The following is a 24,191-nucleotide window of genomic DNA, read 5'->3' as shown; positions in this document are numbered from 1 at the left end:
GTTTTTTATTTGATTAACTTTTGTTCTAACGAAACTAAAGGGGTTTTACCAAGGGGTAAATATTCATGTGTCGAAGTCATGTTTCATATTTATGAAACTAAGTGGCATTTACTTTCCTAAGTTTACAATATATTAACAATGTGGTGATTTAAGCGAAATTAGGTGGTTGGTGCTTAAATAGCTAATATATATAGGTAAAGTTTGTTTTTTATGGTGTTGGAACTGATTTAGGGTAAAGGGTTTATTGATATGGCTATAAGGAAAAGCGATAGCGTAGGGCGAAGTTTCAAGCAAATTAAATGACAATAATTTACGTGAAACTCACCCTTGGCTAGTCACCAAATTTATCGGAAGGCAGGGATAACTTCTTTGCCGTAACGGGTGATAATATTTTCTTCATCACCGTTGTCTAAATAGATATTAAATTGCGTGGTTCCGGCATTTTTAAGTGCCTGAATTTTAGTAATGTGATCTTCAGCTTCACCTAATACACAGAAGCTTTTTACGATGTCGTCGGTAATAAAGTCTAGGTAAGGGTTATCGCTTTGACCATGTTTTGAATAATCGTAGCCACGACGTTGTTCTATATAATCGGTTAAGCTTTTTGGTACTAAGCCTGAATCTGTACCGTATTTTTCTACAATATCAGCCACGTGATTACCTACCATGGCAGGGAACCATTTGGTTTTTTCAATACAGGTTTCCATGTCACCAAAGTATGCAGGTGCAGCCGCTTGAACTTTGAAGTCGCTCATGTCGCGCTCAACCTTGTTGCCTGCGTCTTGGCACTGTTGGCCAAACCATTGCACTAAATCTGGGTCGCCGATTTGAAGAATAACACCATCGCCATGCTCGCCAGCTACTGCTAGGGCTTTCGGGCCATAAGCGCCCACCCAAACTGGCAGTTCATAGCCTGTAGCCCAAGGGAATTTAACCGGCTTTTCGCATTCGCCGTACATCACTTCTTCTCCGCGCACCATGGCTTTCACTTTGTGAGTGAATTCGGTTAAGCGGGCTAGGTTAGCAGGCTTTTTACCCATTACGCGCATGGAAGAATCGCCACGGCCTAAACCAATGTCGAAACGGCCATTACTTTGCAACGCCAAGCTGGCGTACAAGCTTGCCGCTACCGACCAGTCACGTACGTTAGGGTTAGTCACACAGGGGCCAAAGCGCATTTTGGTGGTGTGCTCCATACACATAGCCATTGCCACGAAAGACTCGCGCCAAAGAATGTGTGAATCGTAAAACCAGCAATAATCGAAACCGGCTTCTTCGGCCATTTTTACTAATTTACGGGCACGATCTGGGCTAACAAAGCCTTTAAATGTAATACCAAATTCCATGAGTTCTTCCTCTGCTTTTTCTATTTTGTTTAATGCGTGTCTTTACTTAATTTTCTTTGCTTAATTTATTTGGCAGCTAATACCTAGTAGCTAATCACTAGCTGCTTACCTTGTTTTTCACGTCGCCGTTTTAATGATCGGGTGGGCAGATACGAATACCTGCATGGCTAAATGGCACTGCTTTGGATATGTTTAAGCGAATCAAAATGGGGGTGATGGCTTCAATACAGCGGGCACTTTCTGCTAGGCCAGCGTTGTAACTTTGAACACCTAAGTTATCTAGCAATGCTATGACTTTATTTTTGGCTTCAAGCTGATTACCGCAGACCAAAATGTCGCAGTTAATGCTTTGCTCAAGGTTGTTAAGGGTGACAGCAGATACATTATGTAGCGCACCTACCACGGCATAGTCATCGCCTAACAATGCTTGGGCAGATTCTGTGGCTGAGCCTTCTGGCGGCATGGCAACCGCTTTGGGGTTGTTCTCTGCCAGCGGTACAACAATATCGATAACGATTTTGTCGCGAAGCAATGGACGGATTGCATCTAAGGTCGCGTGATGCGCAGCCCAAGGTACTGAAATAATAACGAACTCATCCGCTGCCGATGTGGCTGCAATCGTATCTGTGCCACTGATGGTGCCCGTTGTGGCGGTACTTGCCGCTGCAATAGATTCTTGTAATGCTTGGGCTTTTTCTGCTGCCCGCTCACCATCTCGTGAACCAATAACGACGTCTATTCCCGCTAGGGCGAAGCGTTTCGCTAGCCCCGAACCTTGCGGGCCAGTGCCGCCTAAAATAGCAATCTTCATGCAAATAAATCCTCTTGGGTTGGTCTTAACAGGTCTGAGGCTTTACTGTCTGGGTTACTTTCCCATTCAAGCCCTTTGAATAAAATAACGGGACACTTACCTTGTTTACTCATCAGCAAGCCAGAAGCTGCAGCAAGTTCATCGGCAAGGGCAGGCGCTGTAACTTTTAGGGGGCGACCCCAAGCATCACATTCACCAAAAAGTGGGTTTAAGGCGGGCACATTCGCTACGCCAATGGCCACATTGGTTTGGCCTAATCGCCAAGGGCGGCCAAAGGTATCACTTATCACCACGCCAATACTGTGGGCTGGTGCGCCATAATATTTGCATAGACTTTCAGCAATTTCTCGCGCACTAGCGTCGGGATCTTTGGGGAGTAAAATTAACTCGCCTGGGTTATCGGTGTTCGACTCATCAACCGCTGCGTTAGCACTAATATGACCTAAACGATGTTCGGTAAGAATAACGCCTTCGTTAGCGCCAGGGTGTTTATGCACTTTTACCAAGCGGGTAGATTCCGATAAAATAACCGTAACTTTGCGAGGGTCTTTATTCACCTTTTCAGCCACGTCTATGGCCTCTTGCGTTGGGGTAATATCGTCAACATGGCAAACCACGCCTTCAGCCTTCGATATGATTTTCTGGGCAATAACCAATACATCGCCTTCACATAAAACCTGTCGCTGTGCGGTAAGCTTCTCAATTATCAAGCCCACAAGATTGTCGCCTTCGCGGATATCCGGTAGGCCTTCAATTGTGTTGATGGTAAGTGCTCGCATACTTTCTACCTTAAGCAATCAAAGAGTCGATAACGTCATTCACGTGCCGAAGATCGTCTGGATGGTCGATGTCTTGACTTAGGTATTTGGGCTGTATCGTTACGCACTTTAAGCCTTTTTCTATAGCAGCATGATGATGTTCATAAGAAGACGCTTTACCAAATGCAAAGTCGATGGCATTTGGTGGTGTTGTGCAAAGCGCGTTTGTGCCGCCATCATAGGCACTGCCAATAACTACAGAGGTGTCTCCTGAGGCTAGTGAGGTAATTGACGTTAGTTCGGTTGCATCCAACCGAGCGATATCGGCAGGCAAAATAAGCTGGTGGGTAAAGCCGTGAGACATACTCCACTCAGTAGCTTGGGCAAGCGCGGTATTTAAATTACTGCCTTTTTGCTCGAATATGACCTTGCAACCCAAGCTGGTGGCTAAATCGGCGATATAAAGTGACGGCGTTACTACCAGTTTCTGCCATTGAGGAAACGCACCGTTTAACGACATAACGGTTTTCTTAAACAGTTTGATTGCTAAGGCTTTACGCACACTGGCAGGTAAATGCGGTGACAAGCGCTGCTTACTAAACGCCGGGTCTTTCATTGGAATAACAACGCATAGTTTATGCACAAGGCACCTCCAGTTGATAAGCGGTGGCCGCCGAAATAACCTCTTCCATAAGGGTGACTTTGTCTTGGTCTGATTTCATTAGGGTTGACGTGCAATGCGCATGTAAGCCAAAGCTTTCGATGGTGTCTATGTCGCCATCATCTTGATTATCAATTACTAATACATCGCACAGGCCTTGGTAGAATTCAGCAATGCCTTTGTTGCCCGGCGTATAGCTCATTTGCTGTAGTAGCTTTTCAGCAGGGCCTTTTATTGCTTTTCCTCCTATAAGTGGCGATACCGCAATTTTCGTGGATTCACTTGCTGCTAGTGCATCGCGAATTTGTGGTATAGCAAGCATAGGTGCAATACTGAGCAACGGGTTGCTAGGGGCAAAAACAATGATGTCTGCAGCTTCTATGGCGGCTAATACTTCCGGTGTGGCAGAGGCGAACTCTGCACCTTTGTACGCTATATCAGTTACATCAGCTTCGCAGCGTTGATGTACAAAGTAAGTTTGAAAGTCTACCCAGCCGTTTTCGGTCTTGAGTCGGGTTTGCACGGTATCGTCGGTAGCTGGCAGCAAAGGTACGGTAATACCTAATCGGGTAGTAATTTGGCGCGTGATGGCCGTCATGCTAGTACCTTCTGCTCGCTTAGCACTTCTGAAAATATGGGTGGCAATATCCATGTCGCCCAAGTGCATCCACGTACTAGATCCAAACTGAGCAAGTCGCGACAATATGCGGCAGCTGTCGTTTTTAAGACCCCAGCCAGTGACTGGATTTACTTCGTTCGCCAACGTGTAGGTGAGCGTGTCTAGGTCAGGCGACACCCATAAATTATGAAACTCGTCGTCATCACCCACATTGCCAATAATGGTTAGGTTATCTTTGTAGTCTGATTGATACAGGCCCTTTGCGGCTTTTGCACCGCCTACGCCGCCTGCGAATAACACTATGTTCTTCATGCGCTTACCTTCACGGGAATGTGAGATGCTGCGTTAAATGGACTAATGGCTGGCTTGGGAGTTTTAGATACTGGCTTGGCAACTTCTGAACCCACAAGCGCCTCTTGGTGAGCTGGCTTTTTGTCTCGGCCGTAGGGGGTAACTACGTGGTACAAGGTATTGCGCTGATGGGCGTTTAGCCCCGCACGCTGAATAAAGTTCACCATATCCCTAGGGACAATTTCCTGACCATGGCTAGCCCCTGCTGCACGAGAAATACTCTCGTTCATTAGCGTACCGCCTAAGTCGTTAGCGCCTGCGCGTAGCACTTTTGACGCCATATCTGGGCCCATTTTTACCCATGAGGCTTGAATATTATCGATATAGCCTTGTAACACTAATCGCGCAATGGCGTGCATTTTGAAATGCTCATCGGCAGTTGGGCCGGTTCTTACTTCGCTAGGGTTATTTTTGTAAAGGGGGCTGTCATTATGTATAAAGCCTAACGGAACAAATTCGGTAAAGCCGCCAGTCCGCGCTTGCATGTCACGCAATAAAATAAGATGAGAGGCCCAGTGCGATGGCCCATCTATATGTCCATACATAATGGTGGATGTGGTTGGTAAGCCAACGTTATGCGCAGTTTCGATGATTTTAAGCCAGTTTTCGGTGCTGAGTTTATTTTTAGTTAGCTTGCGCCTTACTTCGGTATCAAGAATTTCAGCAGCCGTACCTGGCATAGAAGCCAAGCCACGTTGTTTTAAGTCGGTTAATAATTCTGTATAGGTTTTGCGGCCTTTCATTGCGCCATACCAAATTTCAAAGGGCGAATAGGCATGAATATGAATATCGGGTACGGTAGATGACACCGTATCAAGTAAATCACCGTAAAAACCGGCAGGTAAGTCAGGATGCAAACCACCTTGAACACAAATTTCTGTTGCGCCGCGAGCGTGGGCTTCTTTGGCTCTAGCGGCCACTTGATGAGGGGCTAAAAACTCTGCATCGCCAGCGTTTTTATTCACCCCAAAATTACAAAACTGACAGCCCATATGGCATACGTTGGTAAAGTTAATATTACGAGTGATCACAAAGGATGCATCATTGCCGGTGCGCAGTTCACGCACAATGTCTGCGGTATGCAACAAGGCATCTGTTTCTGGCCCTTGGCAGTAAAACAAGGCTTCTGCTTCTTCGTGGTTAAGCATTTTACCTTCTAAAGCCCGCTGTAAAATATGTGCAATAGCAGGGCGAAGTTGGCTTAGCTTACTTTGAATAGGCGTATCGCTGTACGGTAAGGTGAAGTCGCCCGCTGGGGTTAGGTCGCAAGGTGAAACCGAGGTGATATTTTGCAGTATGTTACCCATGAGCAACTCCTTGAAAAGTGGTGTTATCTATACATTGCTCTACGGCAAGGCCGTCGTTGCGCCAAGCTGGCATAGCTTGATGCAACGCTTTGGTAACGTAACGTTCGCCAGCTTGTAGGTACTTTGGATATACCGTTAAACGCTCTTGCAATGCATAGCCTTGTTGCTCGCATGCAGTGGCTAATTCTGTAATTTGCGGCCAGCTACGTTCAGGGTTAATAAAATCTTTCGTTAACGGTGAAATACCGCCCCAATCGTTAATGCCTGCGGCTATGTAGTGAGGGTATTCTTGGGCTAGGTTAGGCGGCGCCTGCAGTGAAATAGCCGGGTCTAATATTAACCGTGCCATGGCCAATGTGCGGCGCATATCATCTAGGGTAGGCTCTGGTGCATTTGCCATGGCTGTACCGGCTTTTGCGCGAAAATTCTGAACAATGACTTCTTGAATATGGCCGTATTCTTGGTACAGGGTGTTAATCGCCATTAAGCTATCAACACGTTCTTCCCACGTTTCACCAATGCCAATAAGAATGCCGGTGGTGAAGGGAATATCTAGCTTTCCTGCGTCTTCCAAAGTTTTTAAGCGAATACCTGGCACTTTGTCTGGACAGGCATAATGGGGTTGGCCCTTTTTCATCAAACGGTCGCTGGTGCACTCGAGCATCATACCCATGCTGCCGCTTACGTTTTTCAGCTGTTTCAGTTCGTTAAAGGTTAACGTTCCCGCATTCACATGGGGGATCATCAAGCTTTTATCCAGCACCATTTCACATACTTCGGTAAGGTAATCCACCATGCTGGTATGGCCCAATGTTGCCAACCAATCTTTCGCGTAGCGATAACGCTTCTCCGGTTTTTCACCCAAGCTAAACAAGGCTTCTTTACACCCTTGCGCCTGACCTTTTAGCACGGAAGCTAACACCTGACTTGGGTTTAAGATATTGGCTTGCCCCGAATCTGGATGTTTTACAAACGTGCAATAACCACAGGTATCCCTACACATGTTTGTAAGTGGAATAAATATCTTTCGTGAGTACGTGAGGGTATTAGGCCAGTGCGTATCGCGAACGCCTGCAGCTTGTTCGCAAAGTGCATCTAGCTGTGCACCTGTAGCATGTTCAAGGGCAATGGCGTGTTGGCGCGATAGCATAATGGGCGTCTCCTGCAAGTAAGGTTAATGCACTAAATATTCAATATAGGCTGTTGCTTTTTTAATCTTTATCATGGTTTTTACCAAATGGTAAAGAAAATATTTGCAGGTTTTTTTGGTGCGAAGTGTGTCTCAAAATAGAGCAAGTGGGGTGCGCTAGTAGGGAGTTGGGTAGGTTTTAATGCTTGGCTTAATTTTGCTAAATCTTATATATAACAATGGCTTAATTTGGTTTATTGCTGATGCTAAAGTAGGGGGAGTAGAAAGTAAAAGGCGCGCCTTTTCGATGAGGCGCGCCAGAAAAAGAAGGATAAATTAATTTTTATGCACTAGTGTTGTGCATCTAGGGCACTTAAAACGAAATTGCATAAAAATTCAGTGGCCTCGTTAAAGTCATCTTGTTCTAAAGACGGCTTACCTAACAGTAATTGAATTTGCGTTGAGAAGTCGGCATAGGTTTGCGTGGCAGCCCATATGGTAAAAAACAGATGCTTAGGATCGACAGGGCGAATATGGCCAGCGGCTATCCAGCGCTCAATAATTTTTACGTCTCGTTCAAACGCAGGCTTCAAATTTTCTATCAAATAGGTTTTCAGTACAGGTGCACCGTTAATAATTTCATGGGCGAATACTTTTGACCCATTGGGATAATCACGAGATAACTCGATTTTCTGCTGAATGTACTGACGAATGGTGCTGGCTGGTGAAGCCTCTGGGTCGTCGTTGAACTGCATTTTCTCAAGCCATAAATCAATCATGTTTTCTAGTACGGCTTGGTACAACTTATCTTTGCCTGGAAAGTAATACAAAATGAGCTGTTTAGAGATGCCGGCTTGTTGCGCAACTGCATCCATTGAAGAGCCAGCAAACCCTTTTTGTGCAAATACCTCTTCTGCGGCGCGTAGAATTCCGGCCTCTGTTTTTGCACGATTGGCCTGCGTCTTTGTAGGTTTTGTCATTTTTATTTCCTGTTACCGCTTCCATGTGGCCTTGTATAAATTTGCCACTTGTTCTTATTGTTCGTTCTCTTTACTGCTTACCTAAGCATTGAAAGCACAACCTTGAATGTCATAAAGTCAGTGTAATCGCTACGCTAAATAGCCATTGTTTCTTCCTTCCCATGTTCCTTGGCAAGGGCTTCTAAAAATAACTCAACCAAACGGGTGGGCTTAGGTGACTTACGATAGATGGCCGCGAATTCACAATGATAGGCGAAATTATTAGGTTCGATAGCGCGCATCTGGCCTTTTTTTACGAAAGATTCCGCATAATGATCAGGCAAGAAGCCTAAATAACAGCCCGAAGAAATCAGTGTGGCAATACCTTCCTGATCGTTCGCTACCGCCATTTTGTTGAGCCCTAAGGACATACTTTTATCCATATTTGGGCTGTGAAAGCTTAGCCCCGCATACTTAGCTTCGCATATTTCTTCTCGAGGAATGTCGCCAAGTTCAATGTAAAAGGGGTGTTTTCTTCCGCAGTACAGATGCATTTGCTCACCAAACAAGGGTAAGTAATTTAGGCTTGAAGACGAACGATGGGTAGGAATAATGCCAATATGATAGCGCCCATCCAATATGCCTTGCTCAATGGTATTAACCGGCACCACATGAATTTCTACATTCACATTAGGCGCCTGTTGCTGATAGGTGTAAATGGCTTCATTCACCTTGCACGCATCGTTCGACACGGTTTTATCGAACATGGCTACCACCACATTGCCCTGCAAATGCCGGTGCATGTCGTTAACTTCATTTCTAAAGTCTTGTAGAGACAGCAGTAAGCGTTGAGTCGATTCATAAATTCGCTTTCCTTCTTCGGTAAGCGAAAAGCCCCCACGGCCTCGATGACAAAGCACCATACCCAATCGAGTTTCTAAATCTTTTAAATGTCGGCTAATGGTAGAACGCCCAATATTGAGTTCTAGCTCGGCAGCAGAAAGGCCGCCAGCCTGCGCCACCACTATAAATACTCTTAATAAGCGAATGTCTGTATCTGATAGATTTCCAAGAATTGCGCGCATAGTTTCATGTTTATGAAAGTAAGATTTGAATATTTATAATTTATCGAACTTATGAGGCTGGGTAAAGTAGACCAAGTGAACAAATATCATAGGAAAACAATTATGACCCAGTGGGCTTCCAAGCTATCACAATCGCAAATGGATGCGTTGTGGATGCCTTACACTGCAAATCGCCAGTTTAAAGCATCGCCTAAAATGATTACCGGTGCACAAGGCAATTACCTCATTGATGACAATGGTCGCAAAATCTTTGATGGATTATCTGGGTTATGGACATGCGGCGCAGGGCATAACCGCCCTGAAATTGCCGAAGCAGTCGCGAAACAGTTAACAACGCTAGATTACGCGCCCGCCTTTCAGTATGGCCACAATTTGGCGTTTGAACTAGCCGACAGGCTAGCTAACATGGCGCCGGCCGACATCAATAAAGTGTTTTTCACTAACTCAGGTTCTGAAGCCGCTGATACATCGACCAAGATTGCTCGTGCCTATTGGCGCCAGCAAGGTCAGCCTACTAAAACCCGTATTATTGGTCGCGCGAAAGGCTATCACGGTGCAAGCTGGGGCGGCATTAGCTTTGGCGGCATTGGCGCAAACCGAAAAATGTGGGGGCCAGCCATGGAGTCTGATCACCTTTCACATACCTTGTTGCCGAACAATCAATTCTGCAAAGGCGCACCGAACTATGGTGAAGAGCTTGCTGATGAGCTTATCGAAATGGTGGCATTACATGATGCGTCGAATATTGCGGCAGTAATAGTTGAGCCAATGAGTGGTTCTGCTGGGGTTATCGTTCCACCAAAAGCCTATTTACGCCGCTTACGTGAACTGTGTAACCAGCACGATATTTTACTTATTTTCGATGAAGTGATTACGGGCTTTGGCCGCACAGGTAGCTTATTTGGCGCCGATGCGTTTGATGTAGTACCCGATATGATTAACGTGGCCAAGCAGATCACCAATGGCGCTGTTCCTATGGGCGCGGTATTGGCTCGCGAATTTATCTACGACACTGTGATTAACGCAGGCGGTGCCGACTACAACATTGAATTGCCACACGGTTACACCTACTCCGGCCACCCTGTTGCTTGCGCTGCAGCCATGGCTGCTCTTGATATTCTAGAACAAGAAAAGCTTGTTAGCCGGGTTGCCGAACTTAGTCCGTATTTTGAAGAGGCCGTGCATAGCTTAAAAGGCATGCCATTCGTGAGTGATATTCGAAACTTCGGATTTGCTGCAGGGTTTAGCATTGAAAGCTACCCAGGCGAACCGGCAAGGCGCCCGTATGAAATCGCTGACGCCATGTGGAAGAAAGGGTTTTACGTACGCTACGGCGGCGACACTATTCAGTTAGGCCTTCCGTTTACCACCGAAAAAGCGGAAATCGACACCTTAATTAACGCGATGCAAGACACCTTAATGGGCAAGTAGCCCTTTACCGTCTTATATCCACTTACGCAAAAAGAGATACAGATATGACTTCATTGGTAGGACACTTCATTCATGGCGAACACGTAGCGCCGCAAGATGGAAATTTGATTGATATCCACAACCCTTCTACTGGCGCGGTGTGCGGACAAGTAGAAATGGCGTCGTCGGCATTAGTACAAAAGGCGATAGATTCAGCAAAAGCGGCTTATCCAGCATGGCGTGCCACGCCACCAGCAAAGCGTGCACAGGTTATGTTTCGCTTAAAAGTATTGCTAGAGCAACACAGTGACAAAATTTGTGAACTGATTAGTGAAGAGCACGGCAAAGTGCTACACGATGCGAAAGGTGAGTTGCAGCGCGGTATTGAAAACGTTGAGTTCGCCTGTGGCATGCCTCAATTGCTAAAAGGTGAGCACAGCAAAGACGTGGGCCCGGGCATTGACGCGTGGAGTGAATTCCAGCCCCTAGGCGTAGTGACAGGTATTACGCCGTTTAACTTTCCGGCCATGGTACCTTTATGGATGTGGCCAAGCGCTATCATGTGTGGCAACACCTTCGTATTAAAGCCATCTGAAAAAGATCCTTCCAGCGCTTTATACATTGCGGCTCTTGCGGCTGAAGCAGGCTTGCCGCCGGGCGTGCTAAATGTAGTAAACGGCGACAAAGCTGCCGTTGACCACTTATTAGAAGACCCAACGATTCAAGCGGTAAGTTTTGTAGGTTCAACGCCTGTTGCCGAAGCTATTTATCAAAAAGCCAGTGCTAACGGTAAGCGCTGCCAAGCCTTAGGTGGCGCGAAAAACCACGCCATTGTTATGCCAGATGCCGATGTTGATAACGTTGTTAATGCACTCATGGGCGCTGCGTTTGGCTCATGCGGCGAACGCTGTATGGCGTTATCGGTTGTACTAGCGGTGGGTGATGAAATGGGTGATACCCTGCGTGACCGTTTGTCTGCACAAATCGAAACCTTAAAAGTGGGTGCGGGTAACGACAACAGTAATGACATGGGGCCGTTAATCAGTGCTCAACATTTCGATACCGTGAGTGGGTTCATCGACTCAGGTGTTAGCCAAGAAGCCGATTTAGTTAACGATGGTAGAAAGCTTAGTGTAGAAGGTTTTGAAGAAGGCTATTTCTTAGGAGCTACCTTGTTCGACAAGGTAAAACCTCACATGGAAATTTACCAAAAAGAGATTTTTGGCCCTGTACTTGTGATGCTACGTGTACCTGATATGCAGACCGCACTTGAGCTAATTAACGAGCATGAATACGGAAATGGTACCTGTATATTCACCCGCGATGGTGAAGCCGCGCGCTTCTTTATCGATCAGGTTCAAGTGGGCATGGTGGGTGTGAACGTACCGTTACCCGTGCCAGTGTCTTACCACAGCTTTGGTGGTTGGAAGCGCTCATTGTTTGGCGATTTACATGCTTACGGGCCGGACTCCGTACGTTTCTACACACGTAGAAAAGCCATTACGCAACGCTGGCCTTCAACGAATTTGCGTGAAGGCAGTCAATTTTCTTTCCCAAGCAATTAGTCATAAAGCTAGCGTTTAAACCGATGAAGTTCGCAAATCAGCGAACTTCGTTGGCCATTAAAAACCGGTGCAACGGCCGCTGGCATAGATGTTGAAAGTCCAAAATATAAGAATTTACCATTCGGTCAATTTTTACAATGTTATCGGCATTAATTAAGCGCCTAAAAATAGAACAGCGCATTAGACAAAAGAATAATCACGCCCTTTGCTTTAGGCGTCTCAGCAATAGTAGCGATACATAATAATGAGTGAACAATCAGTACAAAATCAAAGAGAAATTACATTTACCGTTTGGTAAATAAATTTATCAAGGTTGCACTCTTATAGTACGTTCGCTGAGCTAACTTGGGGCAAAGTGTTAATAGGAATAACCTTCCACCTGCGAGGACAAAACAATGGATAAGCTTAGAATTAACGGTCAAAGATTATGGGACAGCCTGATGGAAATGGGCGAGATTGGCGGCACTGAAAAAGGCGGATGTAACCGCTTGGCCGGCACAGATCTAGACAAGCAAGCTAGAGACTTGTTTTGCGCATGGTGTGAAGCCACTGGATGTGAGATTAAAGTAGATAAATTCGGGAATATATTCGCCAAACGCCCAGGTATTAATAACGAACTCCCTTCTGTTGCCACCGGCAGCCACTTAGATACTCAACCTACTGGTGGTAAGTTCGACGGCGTATTCGGTGTATTGTCAGGTGTTGAAGTACTTCGCACCCTACATGAAAATAATATTACTACCCCAACCCCCATTGAAGTTAGTGTGTGGACCAACGAAGAAGGCTCACGCTTTCAGCCTGCCATGCAAGGTTCTGGCGTATATGTAGGCCGTTTTGATTTACAACAAGAACTAGATAAAACCGACGTGAACGGTTTACGTTTAGGCGACGAATTAGCTCGCATAGGCTACTTGGGTGAAGAAGAGTTAGGTAGCCGTAATATAGGCGCCTTTTTTGAAGCCCATATTGAGCAAGGCCCAATATTAGAAGATGAAGAAAAGCGCATTGGTGTAGTACGTTTAGGCCAAGGTATTCGTTGGTACAACGTAGAAATACAAGGCCAAGAGTCTCATTCTGGCACCACGCCAATGCACTTACGCAAAGATGCCATGGTTGCCACAGGCAAAATTGTAGCGGAAATCGAATCGCTAGCTAACCGTTATGACAACGGCTTGGGCACCGTAGGTTTTATGCAGGTTTATCCAAATTCACGTAATACTATTCCTGGAAACGTGAAATTCAGCGCCGATTTACGTAATCCTAACCCCGACGTGTTGGCTACCATGCATGAAGAGTTCGTGGCCTACTGCGACGCGGTAGCCAAAGAGCGTAATTTAGAGATTACCGTGGATAACTTCTGGTACTTTGCGCCGGTCGAATTTAATGCCTCGGATGATGTGAAAGCCGCCACTGAAAACTTAGGGTATTCACACATGGATATCTACGCGGGCGCAGGTCACGATGCCTGTTATATGGCCGACCTAGTTCCTGCGGGCATGATTTTCACGCCTTGTGAAAATGGTATTAGCCACAACGAAATTGAATACTCTAGCCCTGAGCAATGTGAAGATGGCGCAAATGTGTTGCTTCATACCATGTTAACCGCCAGCAAGCGTATTGCTGAAGCCGCTGGTGCCCCTGTTACTGAAGACGAGGGAGCAAGCGTATGAGTTCAGAAATCAGTGAGGTCACACTTAGTAAATCGGTGACCGAGAGCGACTATTTTAACGAAGACCTTGCACCTACTAAGCTTTCTGAGCGTACGTGGGGTACGGGAAACATAGCGGCGCTATGGGTAGGTATGGCGGTGTGCGTACCTACTTACACCCTTGGCGGCGTGCTTACCAGCTACTTCGGTTTATCGGTGATGGAAGCCTTATTCACTATTTTGTTAGCAAACATAGTGGTACTTATTCCTCTTACGTTAAACGCCTTTCCTGGCACTAAGTTTGGTATTCCCTTTCCGGTGGTACTTCGTTCATCGTTTGGTGTGGTGGGCTCGAATATTCCCTGCTTAATTCGGGGTTTTGTAGCCTGCGGCTGGTTTGGTATTCAAACCATGTTTGGTGGCCTTGCCATCCATTTGTTTTTATCGTCGGTATCAGACGGCTGGGCCCAGCTTGGCGGTATGGGGGAAGTCATTGGCTTTTTTGCTTTTGGTGCGTTAAATGTCTTTATCGTAATTAAAGGGTCAGAGTCGATTAAATGGTTAGAAACCCTAGCTGCCCCGTTGCTCCTTATTGTAGGTGCAGGGCTTATTTGGTGGGCGAGTGATAAAGTATCGGTTACTGAGGTTTTAGCCACACCCGCAAGTCGCCCTGAAGATGCAGGCTTTTTCAGCTATTTCTTCGCCGGACTCACTGCCATGGTAGGTTTTTGGGCAACACTGTCGTTAAATATTCCTGATTTCAGTCGTTATGCTAAAAGCCAAAAAGCCCAAGTAACTGGGCAAATCATAGGCTTACCCCTCACCATGTTTATGTTTGCTGCCTTAGGGGTATTACTGACCTCTGCGTCAGTGACCTTAGTTGGTGAAACCGTATCCGATCCGGTAACGCTTATTGGTCATATTGATAGCCCGTTTTTTGTGGCAATCGCCATGCTACTTATTATTGTGGCTACCTTATCTACTAACACCGCCGCTAACGTAGTATCTCCCACCAACGATTTTCAAAACATAGCACCAAAATATATTAACCATACCCGCGGCGTTTTATTAACTGGCTTAGTAGGTGTGTTATTGATGAGTTGGGAGCTATTAAAGAAGGCCGGCATTATAGAGTCTGACGTTAGTGTAGAAAGCCTGTACTCAAATTGGTTGCTGGGTTATTCAAGCTTACTGGGCCCTATTGCGGGCATAATGATTGTTGATTACTTCCTGATTAGAAAACAAGAGCTAGATGTAGCCGCACTGTACACCAGCAGTGCCGCTTACCCGAAAGTGAATTGGGCTGGTTTTGTTGCTTTCTTAATTCCAGTTGGCATCACATTGTTAGCCATTACTGCAGATGTATTCACATGGTTTTATAACTATGGATGGTTTACCGGTTCTATTTCTGGCGCCATCATTTATTACTTTGCGGCGGGCAAGCTAGTTAACACCGTGAACACAAACGTTGGTGAGCTAGCAAAAGCCTCTTAATTTTACGCGAAACAGGACACAAAAATGGCCATATTATTACGCGGTGGTACCGTAGTTACCCACGAAATGACTTACAAAGCCGATGTACTTTGCGAAGACGGAAAAATTACTAAAATAGGCGAAGATCTTGCTGTAAATGAATCAGATGTAGAGATAGTCGATGTCTCTGAAAAGCTAATCATGCCGGGTGGCATCGACCCGCACACACATATGCAACTGCCATTTATGGGTACGGTAGCCGCCGATGACTTTGCCTCTGGCACCGCTGCCGCCCTAGCAGGTGGCACCACGACCATTATTGACTTTGTTATCCCCAGCCCAGGACAGCCTTTGATGGAGGCTTATCAGCAGTGGCGAGACTGGTCTGAAAAATCCATGTCTAACTATACCTTCCACGTGGCGATAACCTGGTGGGATGACAGCGTTCATAAAGACATGGAAACCCTGGCTACCGAATACGGCATTAATAGCTTTAAGCACTTCATGGCTTATAAAAATGCCATCATGGCCACCGATGATATTCTGGTGTCTAGCTTTACCCGTTGTATGGAATTGGGCGCTATTGCAACCGTGCATGCTGAAAACGGTGAATTGGTGTATCACTTACAACAGCAATTAATGGAAAAAGGCATAACAGGGCCTGAAGCGCATCCATTATCTCGCCCGCCTATGGTTGAAGGTGAAGCGGCTTACCGTGCCATTAGTATTGCTGAAACCCTAGGTGCACCTTTGTATTTAGTGCATTGCTCGGTGGAAGAGTCGGTTGATGCTATTCGTTATGCACAGCAGCGCGGGCACCACGTTTATGGTGAAGTGCTGGCTGGGCATTTAACGGTAGATGATAGCGTGTATCAAGATGTCAGTTGGGAGCGCGCAGCGGCCCACGTTATGAGCCCACCGTTTAGGCCTAAAAAGCATCAAGACGTACTATGGAAAGCCCTACAATCGGGCACGTTGCAAACCACCGCTACCGACCACTGCGCTTTTTGTAATGAACAAAAAGCCATGGGTAAAGACAACTTCACTCAAATTCCAAACGGCACTGCCGGGGTAGAAGAACGCTTGGCGGTATTATGGGAAAAAGGCGTTAACGGCGGCAAAATTACCCCTAACGAGTTTGTGGCAGTGACGTCTACCAATGCTGCCAAAATCTTCAATATGTATCCTGCCAAAGGCGCGGTACGGGAAGGCTCGGATGCTGATTTAGTGATATGGGATCCGAAAGGCACAAAAGTGATTTCTGCCGACACCCATATGTCGAATATTGAAACCAATATTTTCGAAGGTATGGAAATTACAGGTGTGCCCGTTATGACCATTTGTAACGGTAATATCGCGTGGCAAAATGGCGAGTTATTAGCAAAGGCGGGCGATGGTAAATACGTGATGCGCCCCACTTACGCACCGTTTTATCAATCGCTGCAACGGCGTAAAGCCTTAGCCGAACCTAAAGCGGTAGACCGCACATCAGCGTAAAACTCAGCGTATAGCGTACAATAAAAAAGAAAAAGGCCAGTCGATTTGAAATGACTGGCCTTTCTTTTATCTTCTTTTAAATTAAAAGCTTACAGCGTAAAGCTACACCAGCTGTTGACCTTCCTTATAATATTGCAACGCCGTGGTGCTATCGTGTCTACGTTCACTAATGGCTGACAGCAATAACAGGTCATCTTTGTTCGATTCCATCTTCACGGCTTTTAATAACACTTTCTCCGCTAGAATGTCGTCACCAGCGTTAAACGCGACTCTTCCCAACGTTGAATATAACTCAACATTTTCGCTGTCTTGTTTAATCCAGCTTTCCAGCAACCGCAGTGAAGGGGCAGCATTCGGAATGTTCAACTGGGTGAAATAGGGAAATAGAGCAGGGTGCGGGCCACGTTTTTGCCACTCTACTAGCAGCGTTTGTGCTTCGGCATGCATGCCTTGTTCAAGCAATTGTTGAATATAGGCCGCGCGATATGCGTCGTCTTGCTTAATTTTACGCGGTAACCCTTCCCAGTGGGTTTTAAGCTCAGCAGCGCCGTTTTTACTGGCAATTTCAGCTAGCTTGCCCTTGGCAATTCGCTGCGACCATAAGGTGTAATCTTCTTTCGGTAACGCCTTGCGCCAACCGCTTAGCTTTTCTTGCAAGGTTTGCCATTGGCCTTGCTCTGCCATTATCGACGCTTTAAGTTGTATCACTTGTGGGTTGTTGGCTTCTTCTTCATCTAAGCTGTCTAGCTTTTCAAGTGCGTCGGTATACTTACCTTCAGAAACATCAATGCGCGCCATCACGATAGTGGCAGCTACTTTGGCACTGTCATACTCTGCTGCTTGCAGTAAGAAGTAACGGGCTTTTTGTGGGTCGTTTTGGCTTTGTGCTACTTGTGCGGCAGCCAAGTAGTTTACCCCTTCAAAATCACCATTTGTGGTTTGGCTAAGTGCCTTGTGAGCACTTTTTAGGTCGCCAGCTGCTAATGACTGTAAACCATGGTAAAAGGCACGCTTGCGTTTACGCTCACCTAATGCACCAAACCAACGGTGAGATCCCGTTACCAAGCTTAATGTCCATAACACCAACTTAGAGATAATATACCAGCTGATAATGGCGCAAATAATGATAATGCAAAAACCAATTAGGCTGGTTTCTATCGCGGTATTACCTAATGAAATCAGCACGTAGCCTTTGTCGCCCAAAATCATGGGGCCAACAATAAGCGCAACAATAAATGCGGCCAGCACCGCAAGGGCAATGACTAACCATTTCATAATGCGCTAGCTCCCTGACTGAATGCTTGTTTTACACGAGATTCTAATAATTGCTCAAGCGGCTTTTGTGATGCCAACTGACTAGGGATTGGTTGTGAAATGTCGGTATCAACAAGGTTATCAAGTGCTGAGATAAAACCAGTAACTTGGCTCTTTTCTACATCGTAATGCTCTTCAAGCATGGTTTTAGCGTAAAGCAAAGATTGCTCATACAGACCTGAGTCCGCTTTAAGTGCAGCAGACTGAGCGTGCATTAATTGTAAGCGAAGCTGCTCTTTCACTAAAAATTGAGCTTGCAGCGACATCACAGGTTCAACCGGACCCTCTAAGCTTTTCACGGTTAAGAAACCATCGACAATGGAGTGCCATACTTTCGCAAGGTTCTCTTTCCAGTCGTCCGCCGATTCAGACAGTTCGTTGCTATCAGCATTTGCGTCTACTGGTTTTTCAAAGGTATCTAACGGTAACTTATCGATTTGCGCCAACATGCCGGTGAGGGCAAGCGCCACTGAACTTTGTGATACTGGGTTCATTTGCTGAAGGGTTTGAATGTCTTCAGCAAGTTTAGCGCGAACCGGCAACACCGAAGGGTCGGCTAGTGATTTCAATCGCTTATCTGCGTTCACTAATAACAAGGTTGCTGTACGAACATCGTTTTCCAACCACAATTTTCTACCTGCCATGCGAACCAAATAATCAGCCTCGGCAATAAGCCAATCGGCAGGGCGCTGACCTTCCATGCTATTGAGTTGTTGCTGGGTTGCTTCTGCTTGTTGCACTAACGCACTGTTTTGTTGTTGCAGTGCATTAAGCGTCTCTTTCAATTCATCGTTTTGCCTATTTAGCGTACGCAATGCGTCTGCTGTCTGCTTACGATCGGCAAGCATGTCGTTGACTTGCGCTGTATTTGCCTGTTGGGCTTTGGCAAGGGAATCGCTGCTGCCTTGTTGTTGGGTGTAGTACCAGTAACCAGCACCAATAATGCCTAGAACTAAAAGGAAAATAATAATAACCACAAACCATAGAAGCTTGGTTCCCGACGATTTTTTCGTTTTTTGTGGTGTGCTTTTAGATGAAGCTTTAGGTGATACGGTATCGCTAGCGGAAGCCGTGTTCGCTGACGTCGCTTCTGATGTCGTACTTGATGATGATTCCACGCTTACCAATTCCCCGTTTTGAGGGTCCTTCTCATTCTTGTCAGACATTTAATACTCCCAATTTTCCTTTACCCAGGCAATTAATGCCTGATCGGTGGCGCGGTTGCACACCGAAACGCGTGCTATCCCAAGATTACGTAAACTCGTTGCAACTCGTTCACTTACCGTTAACCAGGGCAACGCTAATATTTGTCTACTATGAGTAGAAATAAGTTGCTTTGCTAAATTCTCGCTTGTAGCGATAATGCCGCTAACATCGCCAATTTTCCAGCGCTTTGTGTAAATTGGGTTTGTAAGTGGTTCTCTTTTATAAACACAAAACTCGGTAACCGATATGCCTCTCTCGCCCAAAACGTGAGAAAGCGTATCTCTACCACCTTCGCCCTTTATAATAACGACTTGTGTACAGTTTGCCTCATTAAGTTGCTGCATGACCAGTATACCTTCGGACGTATGTAGCGAAGGGGTGACGATTTTTAAAGGTAAATTAGCGCTGTGTAATGCGTTAGCCGTGGCATCGCCAACCGCTATTAACGTAGGGGGCGCAGATAAAAAAGAGGCTTGATTAAGTGCGTGAAGTGCTGCTGGCACGGCATAAATGCTAGTAACAATAATAATATTAATGCTGGGCGAGCCCAACAAAAACTGTTGTAGCTTGCCTGCCTTACTAGGGATGCTTTGAATATCTGATGTAGCAACGCCTATTGTATCAATACCCGCCTGTTCGAAAGCATCTGCACTTGCCTGTAACTTAGGAAGCGGGCGGGTAATTAATAGCATAAGTCAGCAACCGCATATGTTAGCGTTAACATACATTAGTCATACAATGCGCTAAGAATTTCCCCTGCACCTTGTTCAAGCAATGCCTCGGCGACTTCTACGCCAATACTCTTCGCATTTTTTGTAGGGCCTGTTGCAGAAGCGAACAATAAGGTTGAGCCATCTGGCTGTCCCACCATGCCGGTTAAGGTTATGCTGTCTCCGTCAAGGGTAGCAAAACTACCAATAGGTACTTGGCAACCGCCTTCTAAGCGTTCATTCATAGCACGCTCTGCGCTCACTCGGGTTTGAGTTTCACCATGGTTCAGCGCTTGAAGTAACGCAATAAGCTCGGCATCGTCATTGCGACACTCAATACCTACAGCACCTTGCCCAACGGCAGGAAGTGATACCGAAGCCGGTAAGCCCGTTTTAATGCGCTCTTCCATGCCCAAACGTATGAGGCCCGCCGAGGCAAGAATGATGGCATCGTATTCGCCCGCATCTAGTTTGGCGAGGCGGGTATTCACATTGCCGCGTAAGTCTTTAATTTTCAGATCTGGGCGATGCTTACGAATTTGGCATTGGCGGCGAAGGCTCGAGGTACCCACCACAGCACCTTCTGGTAACGCGTCTAAATTATCGAAGTGATTTGAAACAAAGGCATCAAATGGGTTTTCGCGTTCGCAAATAGCGTGAAGGCCAAAGCCTTCTGGGAATTCAACCGGTACATCTTTCATTGAATGCACGGCAATATCGGCTCTGCCTTCTAACATGGCGACTTCAAGCTCTTTTATAAACAAGCCTTTACCACCAATTTTCGCCAGCGGCGTATCAAGTATTCTATCGCCCTGAGTGCTCATAGGCACCAACTCAACCGCTATCCCATCGTGATGCTCTAACAGTTTCGCTTTCACGTATTCTGCTTGCCACAGCGCCAGCGCGCTTTTGCGAGTGGCGATACGAATTGTTCTCTTGGGGGCTGCTTGCATCATTAATATCCTGTCTAGGGCCTTGATTAAGGCATAGAACCTAAAGCAACCTGACGGCTTTTGCTTGAGGCTTTTGTTCGACTATAAATACATTGTACTTAAATCTTTAACTTGCGCACAGGTTTACAGTTGCGAAATTGTACGTAGAGTGACTATGACTAATGCAATCATAATATAACGATAAGCCCTCTGTTATATGGACAGTGCTTCATTACGTGAATTTCTCGAAAATACACACTTAAATAATGCCGAAGCGAAACGACGCCGATTAACGCTGTATTTTATTTCGTATATTGGCGGTTTTATTATGGCCGCGCTTGCGGTTCAAAATTTAGCGCGGGGTGATCACTATCTTGCGTTTTGGTTAGGTTTTTTTTCGTTTTCAGTTTTTGTTAATGCCGCGTTGTCGCATATTTTTAAAAACAGTAATATTTTTTACTATATAGCGGGGTTTGTCGTTGCGGTAATGGTGGCTGTGCTCACCATTACCGGCGGCTACAATAACACTGGGCTGCACTTCGTGTACCCGATCATTTTGATTCAAATTATTATTGTGCGTTTTAGAGCTGCTATTTTTTACGTCACGGGTACAGTAGTCGTATTAGCCTTTATCGTTTACAACCAAGAATCCATTCCCGCGAACTATCGTGGTGAGGATGTCTCTCGCTTCTTAATAGCGCTTGGCTGTTTCATTGTGGTTGCGTTTATTTCTGAATACTTTTGGCACAAAAGCAGAAAAGAGATGATGACCGATAATTTAGAGAAGCTTCGCCAAGCTAACTCTGACCCGTTAACGAAAGTACCAAACCGGCGTTTTCTGGAATCGGTTTATTTTGAACGCGCAATTAAAAACCCAGCGGATTACTTTCCTTTAAGTGTTGTGGTGGTGGATATCGATTATTTTAAAAAAATAAACGATAACTACGGTCATGATGTAGGAGACAGAGTACTAATTAAGCTTGCTACACTAATGAAAAAAGCGATTAGATCCACCGATGTTGTGTCACGAACCGGGGGAGAGGAATTTCTAATTCTTTACCCCAAAACAAGCTTGAGTGTGGCAGTGAAGTTGGCTGAAAAAATTCGTGTGGAGATTGAAAAGTCACCTTTCATAGAAGGCAATATTCACCATCCGATCACAGCCAGTTTTGGGGTGGCGACAGCACTCACTGACATCAACATCAATGATGCGATTAAACTGGCCGACGAGCACCTTTACGAAGCGAAAGGTGCTGGCAGAAACCGTGTTATGTAGTGCTAACTCACTGAGCGAATAAACCTGCTATTTAGTAGCGCTGTACTAGCGAGACGATGTAGCCTAAGGCGCTTAGTAAAAGAACCTAACCCAAAAAGCCTAAGCAAGTACCTTTTGAAGCCACGCTGAAATATCACTGATTTCTTGCATACAGACGTTGTGCTGCATGGTATAGGTTTGCCAAGTGGCGTTAAAGCCGTTATCGGTTAACGTTTTATAAGCCGCATTACCCATAAAAATAGGCACGACTTCATCTTGTTCGCCATGAGCCATCATGATGGGTATGTCTCGATTTACGTCGGTAGCTTCTTGTGCCAACAAACTTGGTTCACACATATAAGTGGAAAGTGCCATAACACCAGCCAACTTATGCTTAAAGCGAGGCGCAAGGTGAAGTGCAATAACCCCCCCTTGTGAGAAGCCTGCTAATACAATCCTATCGGTAGGAATGCCTTTGTCGACTTGCTCTTGGATAAGTGTTTCTACATGAGCGGCAGACTCAAGCACACCACTTAAGTCTGCACGGCTATTAAAATCGAGTGACTTTATGTCATACCAAGCACGCATCCGCATACCACCATTAATGGTAACTGGGCGCTCTGGAGCATGAGGAAAAATAAATTTTACCGACATACTATCGGGTAGCTTTAACTCAGGCACGATAGGCGCAAAGCCATGACCCGAGTCGCCTAAACCATGAAGCCAAATCACACAGGCGTTTGGCGTAGAGCTGGGGTTGTGTTCAACGTAAGGCAAAGTTGTTGCTCCATGTTTATGTGTCGTACTTTTTGTCTTTCCCTAAAACAGCGCCGAATTTAAGCTAACGGTAAATGCATTGCTTTGTTAAAGGTACACGCGTAGGCAATGTGAGTATGTGTTCGAAACGATTGCTACTACGGCTTAACGGTTCAATATGCTATCATTGCTCCACGAAATCACCATATTTTAAGATATATTTAATACTTTCATGGCATCATTACTCGGAAACTTATTTATACTTGCAGCGCCATCAGGCGCAGGAAAATCCAGCCTTATAAAGGCGCTAATGGAAAAGTACGCGTCTAATAGCGATAATGCAATGGAAGTGTCAGTGTCCCACACTACCCGTAAACCTCGTCCGGGGGAAGTGGATGGGCAGCATTATCATTTCGTCAGCCGTGAACAATTTGAAGCGTTAATTGAACAAGGCGTTTTCTTTGAATGGGCTGAAGTGTTCGGTAATTACTACGGCACTTCACGGGTAACCATTGAACAAACCTTGCACCGTGGTATAGATGTATTTCTAGATATTGATTGGCAAGGCGCACGTCAGGTGCAAAAGCTCATGCCAGATACCTGCGGTATTTTCATTTTGCCTCCTTCAATCGAGGTGCTAGAGCAACGTTTAACCAATCGTGGTCAAGATAGCGATGAAGTGATTGCCGGTAGAATGAAAGAAGCCGTGGCAGAAATGTCCCATTTTAGTGAGTTCAGCCACGTTATTGTTAACGATGATTTTGCGACCGCGCTTAACGATTTAGAAGCGATTGTGATTTCACAGCGTTTACGAACAATGAAACAACAAATGCGTTATCAGCCTTTATTGGACGAATTGCTCGGATCTGCTTAATATTTATATTGTTTTAATTTCAAACAAACCGCTAGGATCGCACTCTACAAAGGTGTATACTACGCGGCCGTTTTTTGAATTACTTGATCAACCTAATTTTCGGAGAAATACATGGCCCGCGTAACAGTTGAAGATGCCGTAGATAAAATTGGTAACCGCTTTGATTTGGTTTTGGTAGCGGCTCGTCGTGCACGCCAAATTGCCACCGAAGGTAAAACTCCAATGGTTGATGTGCAAAACGATAAGCCTACCGTAACTGCACTTCGTGAAATCGAAGAAGGTTTGGTAACTGCTAGCACATTAGAACAAGACGATTTGCGTGATCAAGAACAACAAGAACACGCTGAATTTTCGTCAGTAGCAAACATTCTTTCTGATCAATAGTTACACCAGCAGGGTAACTATTGTATGTTTAAGCGCCAGTGCTTTGAAAAAAGCACTGGCGCTTTGCTTTTTGGGTATTGGCTAAAGGCTCAATTCTACGTATTCTAAAGGTTGTAACGTTAATCAGGAGTCGCACTAGTC

General features: G+C 45.6%; 22 protein-coding genes. 8 read left to right on the top strand and 14 right to left on the bottom strand.

Features of this window, described 5'->3' with window-relative positions:
- Positions 1-344: 344 nt before the first annotated feature.
- The 9 genes from C7Y69_RS10655 to C7Y69_RS10615 form a co-directional block, all read right to left on the bottom strand.
- Complete coding sequence (locus C7Y69_RS10655) at positions 345-1,346, bottom strand: TIGR03842 family LLM class F420-dependent oxidoreductase (RefSeq protein ID WP_013786089.1); 1,002 nt, start codon at positions 1,344-1,346, stop codon at positions 345-347.
- Positions 1,347-1,476: 130 nt separating this feature from the next.
- A complete protein-coding gene (npdG, locus tag C7Y69_RS10650) occupies positions 1,477-2,157 on the bottom strand; it encodes an NADPH-dependent F420 reductase (protein WP_126872683.1) in 681 nt (226 codons plus the stop codon).
- Positions 2,154-2,936 carry a coenzyme F420-0:L-glutamate ligase gene (cofE, locus tag C7Y69_RS10645; RefSeq protein ID WP_126872682.1) on the bottom strand — a complete coding sequence of 261 codons (783 nt, stop codon included), beginning with the start codon at positions 2,934-2,936 and terminating at the stop codon, positions 2,154-2,156. The genes npdG and cofE overlap by 4 nt, the downstream gene beginning before the upstream one ends.
- A gap of 10 nt (positions 2,937-2,946) precedes the next feature.
- Positions 2,947-3,558: a 2-phospho-L-lactate guanylyltransferase gene (gene cofC, locus C7Y69_RS10640; protein ID WP_126872681.1), complete on the bottom strand. Its 612-nt coding sequence runs from the start codon at positions 3,556-3,558 to the stop codon at positions 2,947-2,949.
- On the bottom strand, positions 3,551-4,507 hold the full coding sequence (gene cofD, locus C7Y69_RS10635; protein WP_126872680.1) for a 2-phospho-L-lactate transferase: 957 nt from the start codon (positions 4,505-4,507) through the stop codon (positions 3,551-3,553). Before cofD ends, cofC begins: the two co-directional genes overlap by 8 nt.
- Positions 4,504-5,853 (bottom strand): 5-amino-6-(D-ribitylamino)uracil--L-tyrosine 4-hydroxyphenyl transferase CofH, encoded by a 1,350-nt coding sequence (gene cofH, locus C7Y69_RS10630; RefSeq protein ID WP_126872679.1) that lies wholly within the window; start codon positions 5,851-5,853, stop codon positions 4,504-4,506. The genes cofD and cofH overlap by 4 nt, the downstream gene beginning before the upstream one ends.
- Positions 5,846-7,003: a 7,8-didemethyl-8-hydroxy-5-deazariboflavin synthase CofG gene (cofG, locus tag C7Y69_RS10625; protein WP_013786083.1), complete on the bottom strand. Its 1,158-nt coding sequence runs from the start codon at positions 7,001-7,003 to the stop codon at positions 5,846-5,848. Before cofG ends, cofH begins: the two co-directional genes overlap by 8 nt.
- Before the next feature lie 329 nt (positions 7,004-7,332).
- Complete coding sequence (locus C7Y69_RS10620; protein ID WP_126872678.1) at positions 7,333-7,962, bottom strand: TetR family transcriptional regulator C-terminal domain-containing protein; 630 nt, start codon at positions 7,960-7,962, stop codon at positions 7,333-7,335.
- Between the two features lie 134 nt (positions 7,963-8,096).
- Positions 8,097-9,026, bottom strand: coding sequence for a LysR family transcriptional regulator (locus C7Y69_RS10615; protein ID WP_126872677.1), 930 nt, complete (start codon positions 9,024-9,026; stop codon positions 8,097-8,099).
- A 102-nt stretch (positions 9,027-9,128) separates the two neighbouring features.
- Between C7Y69_RS10615 and C7Y69_RS10610 the strand changes: the two genes are divergently transcribed.
- The 5 genes from C7Y69_RS10610 (at position 9,129) to hydA (ending at position 16,619) form a co-directional block, all read left to right on the top strand.
- The gene (locus C7Y69_RS10610) at positions 9,129-10,457 is read left to right on the top strand and encodes an aspartate aminotransferase family protein (protein ID WP_013786080.1); all 1,329 of its coding nucleotides are present in this window, start codon (positions 9,129-9,131) and stop codon (positions 10,455-10,457) included.
- Between the two features lie 44 nt (positions 10,458-10,501).
- Complete coding sequence (locus C7Y69_RS10605; protein WP_013786079.1) at positions 10,502-12,001, top strand: CoA-acylating methylmalonate-semialdehyde dehydrogenase; 1,500 nt, start codon at positions 10,502-10,504, stop codon at positions 11,999-12,001.
- A gap of 395 nt (positions 12,002-12,396) precedes the next feature.
- On the top strand, positions 12,397-13,671 hold the full coding sequence (locus C7Y69_RS10600; RefSeq protein ID WP_013786078.1) for a Zn-dependent hydrolase: 1,275 nt from the start codon (positions 12,397-12,399) through the stop codon (positions 13,669-13,671).
- Positions 13,668-15,143 carry an NCS1 family nucleobase:cation symporter-1 gene (locus C7Y69_RS10595; protein WP_013786077.1) on the top strand — a complete coding sequence of 492 codons (1,476 nt, stop codon included), beginning with the start codon at positions 13,668-13,670 and terminating at the stop codon, positions 15,141-15,143. The genes C7Y69_RS10600 and C7Y69_RS10595 overlap by 4 nt, the downstream gene beginning before the upstream one ends.
- Before the next feature lie 24 nt (positions 15,144-15,167).
- Positions 15,168-16,619 carry a dihydropyrimidinase gene (hydA, locus tag C7Y69_RS10590; RefSeq protein WP_126872676.1) on the top strand — a complete coding sequence of 484 codons (1,452 nt, stop codon included), beginning with the start codon at positions 15,168-15,170 and terminating at the stop codon, positions 16,617-16,619.
- 102 nt (positions 16,620-16,721) lie between these two features.
- Here the strand turns inward: hydA and C7Y69_RS10585 are convergent, their stop codons facing one another.
- From C7Y69_RS10585 to hemC, 4 genes are read right to left on the bottom strand one after another with little or no spacing between them, the layout of a single operon-like run.
- A complete protein-coding gene (locus C7Y69_RS10585; protein WP_126872675.1) occupies positions 16,722-17,894 on the bottom strand; it encodes a heme biosynthesis HemY N-terminal domain-containing protein in 1,173 nt (390 codons plus the stop codon).
- A complete protein-coding gene (locus C7Y69_RS10580) occupies positions 17,891-19,099 on the bottom strand; it encodes a uroporphyrinogen-III C-methyltransferase (protein ID WP_013786074.1) in 1,209 nt (402 codons plus the stop codon). The genes C7Y69_RS10585 and C7Y69_RS10580 overlap by 4 nt, the downstream gene beginning before the upstream one ends.
- Complete coding sequence (locus tag C7Y69_RS10575; protein WP_126872674.1) at positions 19,100-19,831, bottom strand: uroporphyrinogen-III synthase; 732 nt, start codon at positions 19,829-19,831, stop codon at positions 19,100-19,102.
- A gap of 35 nt (positions 19,832-19,866) precedes the next feature.
- A complete protein-coding gene (gene hemC, locus C7Y69_RS10570; RefSeq protein WP_126872726.1) occupies positions 19,867-20,802 on the bottom strand; it encodes a hydroxymethylbilane synthase in 936 nt (311 codons plus the stop codon).
- A 196-nt stretch (positions 20,803-20,998) separates the two neighbouring features.
- Between hemC and C7Y69_RS10565 the strand changes: the two genes are divergently transcribed.
- On the top strand, positions 20,999-22,057 hold the full coding sequence (locus C7Y69_RS10565; protein ID WP_126872673.1) for a sensor domain-containing diguanylate cyclase: 1,059 nt from the start codon (positions 20,999-21,001) through the stop codon (positions 22,055-22,057).
- A 99-nt stretch (positions 22,058-22,156) separates the two neighbouring features.
- On the opposite strand, the gene C7Y69_RS10560 is transcribed toward C7Y69_RS10565, so the two are convergent.
- Positions 22,157-22,813, bottom strand: a complete 657-nt coding sequence (locus tag C7Y69_RS10560; protein ID WP_126872672.1) for an alpha/beta hydrolase — start codon at positions 22,811-22,813, stop codon at positions 22,157-22,159.
- Positions 22,814-23,024: 211 nt separating this feature from the next.
- On the opposite strand from C7Y69_RS10560, the gene gmk reads away from it, so the two are divergent.
- Positions 23,025-23,666: a guanylate kinase gene (gmk, locus tag C7Y69_RS10555; protein ID WP_013786069.1), complete on the top strand. Its 642-nt coding sequence runs from the start codon at positions 23,025-23,027 to the stop codon at positions 23,664-23,666.
- Positions 23,667-23,777: 111 nt separating this feature from the next.
- Positions 23,778-24,050 carry a DNA-directed RNA polymerase subunit omega gene (rpoZ, locus tag C7Y69_RS10550; RefSeq protein WP_057794791.1) on the top strand — a complete coding sequence of 91 codons (273 nt, stop codon included), beginning with the start codon at positions 23,778-23,780 and terminating at the stop codon, positions 24,048-24,050.
- Positions 24,051-24,191 lie beyond the last annotated feature (141 nt).

Origin of the sequence: Alteromonas sp. KS69 (assembly GCF_003989595.1) — a bacterium.
In the GTDB taxonomy this organism is placed as follows: domain Bacteria; phylum Pseudomonadota; class Gammaproteobacteria; order Enterobacterales; family Alteromonadaceae; genus Alteromonas; species Alteromonas naphthalenivorans.
The sequence above is the reverse complement of the archived record's forward strand: the minus strand, read 5'-3'. Positions and strand labels throughout refer to the sequence as shown.